General features: G+C 63.2%; 11 protein-coding genes. 6 read left to right on the top strand and 5 right to left on the bottom strand.

All coding sequences use genetic code 11. The features are described from left to right. The first annotated feature begins 163 nt into the window (after nt 1-163). The 6 genes from HG800_RS05670 (at nt 164) to HG800_RS05645 (ending at nt 6,001) form a co-directional block, all read left to right on the top strand. The gene (locus tag HG800_RS05670; RefSeq protein WP_169974690.1) at nt 164-1,561 is read left to right on the top strand and encodes a neutral/alkaline non-lysosomal ceramidase N-terminal domain-containing protein; all 1,398 of its coding nucleotides are present in this window, start codon (nt 164-166) and stop codon (nt 1,559-1,561) included. A 57-nt stretch (nt 1,562-1,618) separates the two neighbouring features. Next, the gene (locus HG800_RS05665; protein ID WP_169974687.1) at nt 1,619-2,881 is read left to right on the top strand and encodes an FG-GAP repeat domain-containing protein; all 1,263 of its coding nucleotides are present in this window, start codon (nt 1,619-1,621) and stop codon (nt 2,879-2,881) included. Nucleotides 2,882-2,885: 4 nt separating this feature from the next. Then, nucleotides 2,886-3,215, top strand: a complete 330-nt coding sequence (locus HG800_RS05660; RefSeq protein ID WP_169975441.1) for a tRNA-binding protein — start codon at nt 2,886-2,888, stop codon at nt 3,213-3,215. Continuing rightward, on the top strand, nt 3,215-4,345 hold the full coding sequence (locus HG800_RS05655) for a hypothetical protein (RefSeq protein ID WP_169974685.1): 1,131 nt from the start codon (nt 3,215-3,217) through the stop codon (nt 4,343-4,345). The genes HG800_RS05660 and HG800_RS05655 overlap by 1 nt, the downstream gene beginning before the upstream one ends. Before the next feature lie 8 nt (nt 4,346-4,353). After that, entirely contained in the window at nt 4,354-5,343 is a 990-nt protein-coding gene (locus tag HG800_RS05650; protein WP_169974684.1) for an NAD(P)H-quinone oxidoreductase, read from the top strand. Between the two features lie 157 nt (nt 5,344-5,500). Further along, nucleotides 5,501-6,001 (top strand): cupin domain-containing protein, encoded by a 501-nt coding sequence (locus tag HG800_RS05645; RefSeq protein ID WP_169974682.1) that lies wholly within the window; start codon nt 5,501-5,503, stop codon nt 5,999-6,001. A 59-nt stretch (nt 6,002-6,060) separates the two neighbouring features. Here the strand turns inward: HG800_RS05645 and HG800_RS05640 are convergent, their stop codons facing one another. The 5 genes from HG800_RS05640 to HG800_RS05620 form a co-directional block, all read right to left on the bottom strand. Further along, nucleotides 6,061-6,762 carry an ABC transporter ATP-binding protein gene (locus HG800_RS05640; RefSeq protein WP_169974680.1) on the bottom strand — a complete coding sequence of 234 codons (702 nt, stop codon included), beginning with the start codon at nt 6,760-6,762 and terminating at the stop codon, nt 6,061-6,063. A 119-nt stretch (nt 6,763-6,881) separates the two neighbouring features. After that, nucleotides 6,882-8,144, bottom strand: a complete 1,263-nt coding sequence (locus tag HG800_RS05635) for an ABC transporter permease (protein WP_169974678.1) — start codon at nt 8,142-8,144, stop codon at nt 6,882-6,884. 213 nt (nt 8,145-8,357) lie between these two features. Beyond that, a complete protein-coding gene (locus tag HG800_RS05630) occupies nt 8,358-12,248 on the bottom strand; it encodes a Tex-like N-terminal domain-containing protein (RefSeq protein ID WP_169974676.1) in 3,891 nt (1,296 codons plus the stop codon). Nucleotides 12,249-12,437: 189 nt separating this feature from the next. After that, nucleotides 12,438-12,809, bottom strand: a complete 372-nt coding sequence (locus HG800_RS05625; RefSeq protein ID WP_169974674.1) for a DUF3140 domain-containing protein — start codon at nt 12,807-12,809, stop codon at nt 12,438-12,440. A gap of 123 nt (nt 12,810-12,932) precedes the next feature. Then, entirely contained in the window at nt 12,933-13,814 is an 882-nt protein-coding gene (locus tag HG800_RS05620) for an SDR family oxidoreductase (RefSeq protein WP_169974672.1), read from the bottom strand. Between the last annotated feature and the right edge of the window lie 181 nt (nt 13,815-13,995).

The raw sequence follows: 13,995 nt of genomic DNA, 5'->3' as shown, positions 1-13,995 counted from the left end.
CTTCTGACACATCGCCTTGCCACGATGGAATCGGCCGGTGGTTGTCCTGATCGGGGGCAATCGCCGGCCGATTTTTTTCGTGGCGAGAGGACTTCGGATCGATCATGCTGAGCAACCACGGGGTGAACGACCGCAGCGAGGATGATCGGAGGAATCAGGCACGATGCGCACGCAGATTCGGTCAGCAACGGTGATGGGGTTTCTGGCTCTGATCGGGTTGATGCTCACGGCCTCAGAGGCCGGGGCGGCGGCCGGCCGTTCCGGCTGGTCGGCCGGGGTAGCAACGTCCGAGATCACGCCTGAAGGCCCGGTCTGGTTGGCCGGCTACGCGGCGAGGAAGGAGCCGTCGAACGGCGTGCTCGCACCGATCTTCGCCAAGGCACTGGCCTTGAGAGACGCAGAGGGGGAAACGGTGGTGATCGTTTCGCTCGACCTCGTGGGGGTGAAGCGTCCCTTAACCCATCGCGTGGCAAGCCTGGTTTCCGAGGCGTACGGCCTGCCGCAGGAAGCGCTGACTCTCGTTTCGTCGCACACCCACTGCGCCCCGTTGCCGAGCGATACGGATGGCCGAGCCCGTGCCTATGGGATCGATGACGAGGCGATGGAGCCGAACCGTGAATGGACGACGCGGCTGGAGGCGACGATTGTGGCAATCGTCGGCAAGGCCCTGGAATCGTTGCGGCCGGCCTCGGCGAGCTTCGGCGTGGGATCATGTGAGTTTGCCATGAACCGTCGCGAGCCGACCGAGACGGGATTCAAGATCGGTTCCAACCCGGATGGGCCGGTTGATCATTCGGTGCCAGTGCTCGACGTGAATGGAGAAGACGGCGAGCCGATAGCGGTCGTCTTTGGCTATGCGTGCCACTGCACGACTCTTGGTGGTGACATGCTCCAGGTTTGTGGCGATTATGCCGGCTTCGCCCAGGAAGGGATCGAGACCGATCGGCCGGGCGCGGTCGCTCTGTTCCTGACAGGCTGCGGGGCCGACGCGAATCCAGCCCCTCGAGGAACCGTTGAACTGGCCCGCCAGCACGGCAAGAGCCTGGCCGATGCGGTTGGAAGGGTTCTGGAATCCAAGCTGAGGCCCCTCTCCGGTTCGATCGGGGCGGCGCTGGTTGAGCCGAAACTCCAGTTTGCGGGGCCGACGGATCGAGCCTCGTACGAAGCTCGCCTTGACGACGGCGGTCCCCGCGCGGCCCACGCGAAGCGGATGATCGAGGACCTGGACGCCGGCAAGCTGATCGTCTCCGAGCATCCGTACCCGATCCATGCCTTCGCACTGGGCGACCTGACCATGGTGACACTCGGCGGCGAGGTGGTGGTCGATTATGCGATTCGCCTCCAGGCCGAACTGGAGAATGAAGACCGGCCGCTCTGGGTCGTTGGCTATGCCGACGATGTCTTCGGCTATGTTCCTTCCCTGAGAGTGCTGCGAGAGGGTGGCTACGAGGGAGGGGATGCGTTCTACTATTCGACGTTCCCGACCCCCTTTGCCGAGGATGTCGAACAGCGCCTGATTGACGGAGTGCGCAAGGCCGTGGCAAAGGTCCGGAGTCGGTGACGGACGAGCGGACCGCCTCTCCGGATTGGACGACCCGCGATTGATCGAGATTTTCTCATGCGACGAATTCTCCCCTGCTCTGCCCTGGTCTTCCTGCTGACGATCTCCACGACGGGTTCGGCCGATGAGCCGTTTCCCCGGTTCGACATGCAGGAGATTGATCCGCACGCCGGCAACGTGGTCTACTCCCTGACCGTGGCCGATGTGAACGGTGACGGGACGGGCGACATCTGTGCGCTGACCGAAGATGCCATCGTCTGGTACGAGAACCCGACCTGGGAGCGGCACGACATCTTGAAAGGGGCCTCCCAGGCCGCGGCCGGGACGACGCGGGACAACGTCTGCTTTGCCGCGCTCGACATCGACGGCGACGGCGACCTCGACTTCGCCCTCGGGGCCGACTGGCGGCCGACCGACACCAAGGAGGGAGGCACGCTGTACTGGGCGCGTCAGGATTCGCTGGAGGACTGGACCTTGATCTCGATCGGTCAGGAACCCACCGTCCACCGCATGCGATGGGCCAATGTGGACGGCGAGGGGAAGCCCGAACTGATCGTCTTACCGCTCCAGGGGCGAGGGACCTCCGGCCCCAACTGGGGTGAAGGCAACGGCGTTCGCATTCTCGTGTACTCGATTCCTGAAAACCCAGAGACTGACCCCTGGCCGGTCGAGGTCGCCGACGACTCTTTGCACACGACGCATGGATTTGTCGGGCTCGACTGGGACGATGATGGCCGGGACGAACTCGTGGTTGCGGCCTGGGAAGGGGTCTTTCGGCTCGACCGCGAAGGCGAGGAATGGAGCAGGAAGAAGCTCGGAACCGGCAACCAGGATTCGACACCCCATAAGGGAGCCAGCGAGGTGAAGGTCGGCACGCTGGCCGATGGTCGAGACTACATCGCGACGGTCGAGCCGTGGCACGGATTTCAGGCGGCCGTCTACACCAAACCCGAGTGTGACGGCGAATTCTGGCACCGGATCGTGATTGACGAACCGCTGGCCTGGGGACACGCGGTCTGGACGATCGACCTGGACGGCGACGGCGATCAGGAATTGATCATCGGCCACCGCGACCCGAACCCGGAAGGGGCGGCGAACCCACCGTCCCCCGGGCTCTATGTGTATGACCCGGTACCGGGGTCGGAACCGATTCAGTTTGATCGGCACACGATCGACGTGGGAGGCGTAGCGGTGGAAGACGCAATCGCCGCTGACCTCGACGGCGACGGCCGGCCCGAGATCATCGCGGGGGGCCGGGCCACCCACAACGTCCGCATCTACTGGAACCACCCGGCGGAAGCCTCGGGAGACGATCGCTGAGATGATCGACCCGATCGAAGCCTTCGGGGCGCTCGACCTGCGGGTCGGCCGGGTCGTCCGGGCTGAGCCAAACGCGAAGGCCCGGACGCCGGCCATTTGCCTCTGGATTGACTTTGGGCCGCTCGGCGAAAAGGCGACAAGCGCCCAGCTGACGGACCGATACCGACCGGAAGCGCTCATCGGCCGCCTCGTGGTTGCGGCGGTGAATCTCGGCTCGAAGCGGGTCGCAGGGTTTCGGTCCGAAGTGCTGGTGCTCGGCGTCGCGGACGCTGAGGGAAAGACGGTGTTGCTCGGCGTCGATGATGACGTACCGCCGGGCGGGAGAATTCATTGATGGCGACGGCGAAGGTTCAGGTCGGCACGTCCCCCCCCGCAAAGCGAATTGCTTCGCTCGATCAGTTCCGTGGATATACCGTGGCCGGGATGCTCGTGGTCAACTTTCTCGGCGGCTATGCCTGGATCGCCGAGTACCTGCCCGTGTTGAAACATCACAACACGTATTGCAGCTACGCCGACACGATCATGCCGCAGTTCTTCTTCGCCGTCGGGTACGCCTATCGGCTGACTTTGTTGAAGCGATTGCAACGGGAAGGAAAACAGGCGGCTTATGGCCACGTGTTTGCGAGATGCCTGGGATTGATGCTGATCGGCTTCCTGATCTATTCCCTTGACGGCAGTGTGAACTCATGGGAGGAACTCAAGAAACTGGGGGTCTCCGGGTTCTTCGCCACGGCCTTTCAACGGAGTTGGTTCCAGACGTTGACGCACATTGCGCTCACCTCGATCTGGATCATGCCTGTCATTGCCGCGGGCACGGGTGTGCGGCTGGCGTATACCGTAGGGTCGGCGGCCTTACACCTCTGGCTGTCTCACCTGTTCTTCTTCGAGTGGGCGATGAAGCGGCCGGTGATCGACGGCGGTCAGCTCGGGTTCTTGAGCTGGACGGCGCCGATGATCATGGGGTCGATTGCGTATGATCTGATGGCCGCTCGGGGGCCTCGAAGGGCGTTGGGGCCGATGCTCGGATGGGCGGTTCTGTTGATGGCGATCGGCTACGGGATGTCGTGTGTGGGAGGGGTCGAGGGAACCGACGGCGAGCCGGCGATCGGATGGGCAGCGGCTCCGTTCTTTCCACCGGAGATCGAGACGAACCTCTGGACGATGAGCCAGCGGAGCGGGAGCGTTTCCTATCTGGTCTTCTCGGCCGGGTTCTCAATGGCGGTGTTCGCACTCTTTGTGGTGCTGTGCGACCTGGGGACGATGAACGTGCCCTTGTTCCGAACGTTCGGAAGGAATGCACTGGCGGTTTACATTCTGCATGGGATCGTCTTCGCGGCAGTCAAGCCGTATGTTCCCCGAGACGTGCCGGGGTGGTACATGGCGGCGGGATTCGGTCTCGCGTTTGCAATCACGAATTTACTGGTTCGTCACCTGGAAAAGAACGAGATCTACTTGAAGCTTTGAGGACATCCATGCGAGCCGTCGTCATCGCCCGGACCGGGGGCCCCGAAGTGCTGGAGATTCGAGAGGTTCCCCAACCCGAGGTCCGGGGAGATCGGATTTTGGTCCGGGTCCGTGCCGCAGGACTAAACCGTGCCGACACGATGCAAAGCCGAGGACTCTACCCCCCTCCCCCGGGTGAACCGACGGAGATTCCGGGATTGGAGTTTGCAGGGGAGGTCGAGGCGAAAGGTCCGGATGCCATTGGTCCTCTAAAACCGGGGGACCGAGTCTTCGGGATCGTCGGCGGAGGAGGGCTTGCGGAGTACGTCTGCGTTCCGGAACGGATGGCGGTTCCGGTGCCGGCCGGATTGGATTGGCCCAGCGCCGCAGCCGTACCGGAGGTCTTCCTGACAGCCTTCGACGCGCTCGATCAGCAGGCGGAATTATGTTCGGGCGAAGCGGTCCTGATTCATGCCGTGGGAGGTGGCGTCGGGTCGGCCGCGGTGCAACTGGCACATGCAATGGGTTGTCCCACGTTCGGCACGGCCCGAACGGCGAGCAAACTGGAACGAGCGAAGGGGTATGGGCTTGATGTGGGTATCGACACATCGAGCGAGGATTTTGTGGAGGTGATCCGAGATCGGACGAAAGGCGACGGAGTGCCCGTGATCATCGATCATATCGGCGCCGCATATCTTGGGAAAAATCTTGATGCGTTAGGCCGACGAGGGCGACTGGTGGTGGTCGGTCTGCTCGGGGGGAGGAAGGCAGAGGTCGATCTGCTGGCGCTGCTGAACAAGAGAGCCAGAATCGTCGGGACAACCCTGCGGGCACGGCCGATTGAGGAGAAGATTGCCGCCACGCGGAGGTTTGCCGATCGGGTGGTCCCCTGGCTCGATCGCGGACTGGTGCGGCCCATTGTCGACTCGGTTTACCCGATCGATCAGATTCGGAAGGCGGCCGAACACATGGAGTCGAACAAGGGGTTCGGGAAGGTCGTTTTGTCGATCGATGGTTGAGTTTTCGAAGGTGACAGAGGGGGAATGGCTTTATTCCAATCGTATCGAGGAGCGACACCTCAACGCCCTGAAAACTGATCCGCTTGCTGGACTCTCGACATGATTACAGGTCCTTCCGAATGCATGATCGAGGCCCATTCTGTCACGGAGATGATTGATGAGCGATGCCGCGTACTGGATTGACCGCCTGAGATTGCAGCCTCATCCCGAGGGGGGATACTTTCGAGAAACCTATCGGGCCAAGGACACGATTGCAGCCGAGGCGATTGGGGAGCGGTTCGCCGGACCCCGATCGACATCAACATCAATCTACTTTTTGCTCACAGACGAATCGTTCTCATCGCTGCATCGGATGAAGTCGGACGAAGTCTGGAATTTCCATGCCGGGTCAGCCTTGACGGTGCATGTGATTGATCCCGGAGGGACCTATCGGTCGCATCGGGTCGGTCTGGACCTGGACAACGGACAGGAGCCGCAAGCCGTGGTGACGGCGGGGTCGTGGTTCGGGGCTTCGGTGGATGAACCGGGAGGGTTTGCGCTGGTGGGTTGCACCGTGGCGCCGGGGTTTGATTTCGCCGATTTCGAACTGGCCGATCGGGAGGTGTTGATACGGGAGTTTCCGCAACACGAGGCATTGATCCGCCGACTGACGCGCTGAGCGGATCTTGCCCAGTGGCGATGGACCAGCGAGGGGCGACTCAAAGCCCGGGGCCTGAGTCAATGGGCCTGGGCGAGCGAGTCGGGCTGCGGCTGGTCGTTTGTAAGAAGCAATCCGTCCTGAATTTCGAGCACGATGTCGTCGGTACGGATGAAGCGGCGGTCGTGGGTGACGACGACGAGGGTGGTGTCCTGTTCGGACTGGAGGCGACGAAGGATGCGATAGATTTCGTCTCCGGTTTTGGAGTCGAGTTCGCCGGTGGGCTCGTCGGCGAGGACGAGGACGGGGTTTTTGATGAGTGCTCGGGCAATCGCCACGCGCTGCTGCTCGCCCCCTGAGAGTTGCCGAGGGCGATGGTGCATCCGATCGCCAAGGCCGACATCGGAGAGGAGCGATTCGGCTCGGGATCGCTGCTCGGGAGTGACACCCCGGGGGAGGAAGGGAATCAAAACGTTTTCGAGGGCCGTGAGATTATTGATCAGATTGAAGGACTGGAAGATGAAGCCGATGTGATCACGACGATAGAGATTCAGCTCGGGTTCGGACATCGCGGTCAGGTCGGCTCCTTCAATCTGAATCGCCCCACTGCCGGGACGATCCAGGGCACCGAGCAGATACAGCAAGGTGCTTTTCCCCGATCCAGAAGGCCCGACGATGAAGGCGCACGACCCGCGAGGGATGTGGCAGGTGACGCCGCGGAGGGCGTCTACACGCTGATCGCCACGGCGGTACGTTTTCGTGACGTTAATCACGTCGATCATCGCAGGGCCTCGGTCGGAGCGAGAAGCGGGAGGCGTAAAGGGGATGCGTACAGTTCAGTACGGATTGGGTCAATCGAATCGGAGTGGAAACGCAGTTGCATTGCCAAGACGCCGAGTGATCAATGTCCACCCAGTCGGATGGCATCCATTGGGACGAGCCGGGACGCTCGCCAGGCGGGGTAAAGGCCGCCAAGGACTCCCATGACCACCGACAGGGCGAGGCCGAAAGCGATCAGACCAGGACCGATGACCAGTTGGAGACCACCGCCGATGAACTGGTTGCCGATGGCGACGAGCCCGAGCGTCAGGCCGCAGCCAATGAGGCCGGCCCAGAGACCGAGATAGGCGCTTTCGGCCGTGACAAGCAGCAGCACGTCGCCGCGGGACCAGCCGTTAGTGCGGAGGACGCCGAATTCGGCAAAGCGTTCGGTGGTGCTCATGAGCATGGTGTTGACGATGCCCACCACACCGACGAGCAAGGCCAGGCTCACGATCATGAGCAAGAAGGTATCGAGATCACCAAGTAAGCGGGTGAAGTTCTGAGAAAATTCATCCATATTGCGCGCGTCGATATTGGGGATTTCGGTCTCGATGGCGTTGGAAACTTCCTCCATGCGACGGGGGTCGTCAGCCTCGACATAGATGCAGGAAATCTTGGATTCGGGTTCCTTGAGGATGCGACGGGCGACATTGATGTCGGTGATGATAACCACGTCGAGGAACATCGATCCGGTGTCGTAAATGCCGATGATTTCGAAGGCTTCGGCCTCGTCTCCGGAACCGATGGTGAGGGTCTGGCCGACCTGTTTGGGAGTACCGTCGGGATTGGCCAGGTCCTTGGCAATCTTGCGACTGATGACGACGCGGTTTTCGTTGATATCGCGACGCTCAAGGAAGCGACCGCCTCCTTCCTCGGGAGGGAGCATGGCATTGGCGAAGACTGCGGTATTGAGTCCTTCGTGACTCGGAATGTCCTGACCGGAAAGGACGATGGCGTCGAACATGCCTTGCATGCGTTGTTCGCGCGACTGGCCGCGGATGCGACCGACCAACTCACTGGCGGCAGCCTTGGCGATCAGGCTTGAGCCTTCAATCGAGGGAGGGATACCCCAGACCTCGGGTGCAACGCTCCGGACATGGGGTATTTGCGCGATCCGTTCGACGTAATCGGCTTCGAGGCTGCTGAAGACCGGACTGGGAGCGTTTTCTCGAAGGACGATCACCCCCTGGATTTGCTTCAGCGTATCGTCTACCAGGTTTTTCAAGCCCCCGGAGACGCTGTAGAGTCCCAGGACGCCGACGATCGGGATCGAGAGGCCGATGAGGGCAAGGATCGTCCGCAGGGGGCGGGTAAGCAGGTTTTTCCAGGCGAATCGCCACATGGTGGTGACCGGTCGCTCTCCGGGTGCGAAACACGGGTAGGGACCGATCGTATGAAGGTGGTCGTCAGACGATTCGGCCCATGATGATAAGAGATTCTAGGCGCGGGGCGAAGTCGGCCAAGGGTTGTCTCTCGGGTCGGCCCGAGAGATCGTCTCAATCCTTCGAGGAGAGGGGGAGGCGATCGATCGGGCTCGATGAGGGAGGGGAATGGCTTACTCAGCCGGTTTGGGATCCTCAGGAGCGGCCGAAGGAGGGTTGGATGGCGTTCCCTGATCGGCTGGCGGGGCTGATTCTCCCTGAGGACCTGGGGGATTGGTCTGTGCGTCTCCCCCCTGCTCCGAAGGCTCATCGTCGACACGGGCCTTCCAGAGCTGGGCGAGCTGACCGAAGGAACGGAGCGGGACGGAGCCCTTGATGGCGTCCTGGGAGAGCGGCTCAGGAGGAGGAGCGGGTTTTCGTGGGGTGGTCGGACGAGGAGAGGGCGGTCCGCCCTGATCGGGTCGACCGCCTCCGGGTCCACCGCGACCGCCACCAGGTCCGCCACGGCCGAAGCGGGAGGCACCTCCGCCAGGCCCCCCTCGACCACCGGGTCCACCGCGACCACGTTGAGCTTGCTGAGCCCGCATGGGTGGGCCGGGGATCCGACCGGAGCCCGGGCGGCGTTCGCCGGAATCTGCGGGAGGAGCGGCACCCTCGGGGGGCGGCCCCTGACCTTCCTGGGCACGTCCAGGGCCGCGACCGCGACCGCGACCGCGAGGGGGGCGGCCTTCGCCCTCACCCTCGCCACCGTGGCCGCGCCCTTTCGGGCGTTCGGTGCCGGGAGGAACCATGGTGAGCGAGACCTTCTTGCGGTCCTGATCGACGCTGAGGACCCAGACAGTGACCACGTCTCCCACGCTGACCACGTCGTGCGGGCTCTTGACGTAGCGGTTGGCGAGCTGGCTGATGTGAACGAGGCCGGAGTCCTTGAGGCCGATGTCGACGAAGGCACCAAAGTCAACGACATTCAGGACGGTGCCACGAAGCTCCATGCCGGGCTGAAGGTCTTCAAGCTTCAGGAAGCCCTTCTTGAAGACAGGCTTGGGCAGGTCTTCTCGAGGGTCGCGGCCGGGGCGGGCGAGGGCCTCGAGAATATCGACGAGCGTGGGCTCGCCGAGTTCGAGTTCCTGCGCGATGGCGGCGAGTTCCTCGGGCTTGTCCTTCAGTTCGAGCAGCTGAGCCTGCAGGGCGGCAAGCCGTTCTCTGTCGAGCAAGGCGGGCAGTTCGAAGCCGAGGCGGGTCAGAAGTTTCTCGGCAGCCGGGTAGCTCTCGGGGTGGACCCAGGTGCGGTCGAGCGGGTTTTCCCCTTCAAGGATCTTGAGGAAACCGGCGGCCTGGGTGAACGTGGCGTCGCCGATGCCTTCGACTTGGAGGATCTGGTCGCGTCGGGCGAATGGCCCATGCTGGTTGCGGAACTCGACAAGTCGGCGAGCGGTCAACGAATTCAGGCCCGAGACGTGCCGCAGCAAGGGGATGCTGGCCGAGTTCAGGTCGACGCCGACATAGTTGACGCAACTCTCGATGACCGATTCGAGCGATTCCTTGAGCTGCTTCGTGCCGACATCGTGCTGGTAAAGACCGACGCCGATGTTCTGGGGCTCGATCTTGACCAGTTCGGCCAGGGGGTCCTGGAGCCGTCGACCGATGGAGACGGTGCCTCGGGTGGTGGCGTCGTAGTTCGGGAACTCTTCCTTGCCGACGGGACTGGCCGAGTAAACACTAGCGCCGGCCTCGTTGACGATTACGTAAGAGAGCCGGGAGAGAATCGGGTCGGCCGGGTGGGGCATTGGCGGAGGGGGAGGACCTTTCGGCTTGGGTCGCTGGTCGCGGTCGCGTTGCTTTTTGCCGGAGGGCTGCTGCCCCTTGGGCTTGCCGGTCATGCCAACGGGGGGCTTGGTCAGGTCGACCACGGCCGAGCCGGCAGCCCCTTCGGCGGGTTGGCCTTCGGCAGCTTCAGCGGAGGGAGAGGCAGAGGGATCAGGGGCCTCGGCAGGCAGCGGGGCGGCTTCGATCTCACCCCCGCCGAGTTCGGCGCGGGCCACCTCGGCCTCGGGCTGGGGAGCGTGATCGAGGGCGGGTTCGGTAGGCGGAGCTTCGGCAACCGGGGTTGAGGCGACCTGAGGTTCGGGGGTGGGTTCCGCGGGAGAGGAGTCACCAGGGCCTGCGGCTGGGGCTTCGGCAAAGCTTGAGAACGAATGCGATGCTTCCGGCCCTTCGGGAGGAGGGACTCGGTCATTGGCGGCCTGATCGGCCTGCTCGGTCTCATGCTCGACGCTGTGGGGTTCGCCTTCGGACTGAGCAGGGGGCACGGCGCTGGGGTCGGGTTCGGCAGGAAGGTCGGGCTGAGGACCGGTGGGAGGGGGGTTCTGCGGGTCGGGTTCGGGCCGTTGTTCCCCGTCGGTCGGAGCACCGCCACGGATCGGAGGCAGGGCTTCTGCGGTCGAATCACCAGACTGGGGGTCGGAGTTGCCGTTGGTGGTCGAGCCATCGGCCGGGGAGGAGTCGGCGGAGGGCTGAGCCGGTGGATTGGAGGCAGTTTCGGGCAGAGCCGAGGCCACTTCCGCAGCCGAAGGGTGTGGCTGCTCGGGAGCGGGACCGGGAGCCGTGGGCTCGGGGCGCTCGGGAACCTCGCCGGCGATTGGGGTGGCGGGGCGTTCCTCGGCCGGGATGTCCGCGGCGGAGGCCGGAGAGGGAGTGGCCTCGGCCTCCGGAGACGCTGAAGTGTCGGAGGGAGTAGCCGCACCTTGCTCGACGAGGCCGGAGCCGAAGGTTTCGGGGGCCTGGAGCGGGGGAAGGTCCTGGACGTCGGGCGGCGGGGGGATGTATTCCTCGCCTCGAAGGGCCATTTCGTGGAAGCGGGTGCCTTCTTCGAGCACCTCGACGATCAGTTCCTCGGTCTCTCGGCTGGCGGTGCCGTTGCCGATGGCGATGACCTCGACCTCGTGCCGGGCGACGAGATCTTTCAGGTAGCGCTTGCCTTCGGCCCGACGGTACGCGGGCATGAGAAAGATGACGCCGTGCTCCTTGACGGTCCCCATCGGGTCGAGCACGACGACCTTGCAACCGGTCCGGAAACCGGGGTCGAGGGCCAGGACCGTCTGCTTGGGAATCGGCGGCTGGAGCAAGAGGCTGCGAAGGTTGCGGGCAAAAACCTCGACGGCGTGCTGCTCGGCCCGCTCGGTCAGTTCGCGGCGGACTTCCCGTTCGAGGCTTGGCATGAGCAGGCGATCGAGCGCGTCAATCGCGGCGTTGGTGAAGGCCTCGGACTGGGGGTGATCTTCGAGCGGGAGCTGGGCGCGGATGGTTCGTTCCAGATCCTCGCGGGGGACCTCGATCTTCACCTTCAAGGGGCCTTCCTTGTCACCGCGATTGATGGCCAGGACGCGGTGAGGAGGAACCTGGCCGACCGGTTCGGCGTATTCGAAGTAGTCGGCGTACTTGGTCCCCTGCCCCTCGGGCAGATTGTCGGCCTTGCGGGTGACGACCCGGCCGAGGCGCCAGACGACACGGCGGACGGCGTCGCGCACGTTGGCCAGCTCGCTGATCGACTCCGCGAGGATATGGCCGACCCCTTCGATGACCTGATCGACCGAATCAACCCCCTTGGAGGGATCAACAAAGGCCTCGGCGGCGGCGCGGAGGTCGGTCAGGGTTTCATCGCGGTTCCAGATGCGCAGGGCGAGCGGTTCGAGCCCCTTCTCACGGGCGTCGCCGGCCTTGGTGCGCTTCTTCGGCTTGAAGGGCAGGTAGAGGTCTTCGAGGCGTTGGGGGGTGTCGGCGCGCTTGATCGCCTCGGCAAGTTCCTCAGTCAGCCGTCCCTGGGCCTCGATCGATCGCAGCACGGTCTGCTTGCGTTCGGCCAGTTCCCGGAGTCGCGCGACCCGCCGCTGGATCTCGCGAATCGCCGTCTCCTCCAGGTTCCCGGTCTTTTCTTTGCGGTACCGGGTGATGAAGGGGACGGTGTTGCCCTCGTCGAGCAACTGAACAACACTTTCGACCTGAAGTCGTCGGATTTGCAGATCTTGTGCAATCCGGCCCAGATCGACGGGAATCGGGGTGTCCATGGGAGCGACCACCTGGCAAGCACGCGGGGACGGCGGAGACCCTCGGGCGCGGGGCCGATCGACAGGGTCGGGGCGCCCGGGTCGAACGTGAACATGCGGCGCGCAGCCTGGCCTGTGCGCGGCGATGGAGGCTGCACCATAGAGGAAGAGACTGTCGGATGTCAAGCGTTGCAGCTGGTTTCCGCCCATTTAGGTCTTTAGCGGATCATGGCCCCAGTTCATGAGCGAATAGCGCCAGCGGGTCTCGGTGATGTCGCCGTCGGGTCGTTGATTCAGGTGACGCTTGATGTAGCCGACCACCTTTCGCATGTGAGCGAGGTCTTTCCCATCGTATTCACTTGTGTTTTTCCGGAGCAAGCCCACGATTTTCCGGCCGGATTCGTGGCCGATGGATTCGCTCGCACCAGCCCGACGTCGCCCCGAAGATCGAGAGTCTTCGGTCTGGAGCCAGCGCTCCAGCTGCCGGGCGGTGAGGTTGACGTGCTCCTTGAAATTCTGAATTGTTTCCTGTCGGCGTTTGCGACGATGTTCTTCGGCTCGGGCGCCGATTGCGTCAGCCATTGCGGTCAGACTCTCGAAAGACGGGCGGGATCGGAAGAAAGTTCGTCGGGGGTCCTCACCAACCGTCTCGCCCGAGACCTTGGGGTCAGACGGCAGGTGAGGAGTATCGGAGCTCTGGCCCCGTTAGCCGGCCTGGGTCACGCCGCCGTAAAGCGAAAGAACCTCGCCGGTGACGTAGCTGCTGTCAGGGTTCGACGCGAAGTAAACAAAGGCTGGTGCCATCTCCTCAGGCTGTCCCGGACGACCCATCGGCACGTTGCCGCCGTACTCGGCCATTTCGTCAGCATCGCGAGCCGATGCATTCAACGGGGTCCAGACGGGGCCGGGTGCGACGCAGTTGACCCGGATCTGGCGATCGACGAGCATCTGGGCCAGCGCCTTGGTGAAGGCATGGACAGCGGCCTTGCTCGCGGAGTAGTCGAGGATCGCCTTGGAGCCTTCCATCCCGGCAACTGATCCGGTGTTGATGATCGCGGCGCCAGGTTTCAGGTGCTTCACAGCAGCCCGAGTCATGTAGAAAAAGGAGTAGACGTTGGTTCGGAACACCTTGTCGAGGTCGTCGTCGGTAATGTCGTCAAAGTTTGTGCGTTTGGGCATATAGGCGGCATTGTTGACGAGGATATCAAGCTTTCCGAGCTTCCGAACAGTCTGCTCAACGGCCTGATTACAGAAGGATGAATCTTTCAGATCGCCGGGGATGCAAAGACAGCGGCGGCCGATTTTCTCGACGTGTTGACGGACGTGCTCGGCGTCTCGTTGTTCCTCGGGGAGGTAGACGATCGCCACGTCCGCCCCTTCCCTGGCGAAGAGGATGGCCACCGCTGCGCCGATCCCGGAATCGCCACCGGTGATGAGGGCCACCTGATCGGTCAGCTTCCCCGCTGCCTTGTACGCCTCGGCCGAGTGCCTGGGCCGAGGGGTCATTTCGGCGTCAAGGCCGGGAGGGTTCTGAGTCTGGGGTTCAAAGGGCGGAGTCGGTTCATTCAACAGGTTCTTGGATGCCATCGTCGGGTCGCTCCCAGGGTGTTTACGCTTCGAAGTTTGTTGCGGCCGAGCATGCAGAGAAGATCTCATGAACTCTCTATGAACTCTTCCAAACCAGGACGCTTGCGTCGTGGTTCGGCAGGCAAGCTCCCCGCAAAGCAGAGCAATAACTCAGCAAGCCGTGTTCCGTAGAAATAGTGAG

The organism is Tautonia rosea (assembly GCF_012958305.1).
Lineage (GTDB): Bacteria > Planctomycetota > Planctomycetia > Isosphaerales > Isosphaeraceae > Tautonia > Tautonia rosea.
The sequence above is the reverse complement of the archived record's forward strand: the minus strand, read 5'-3'. Positions and strand labels throughout refer to the sequence as shown.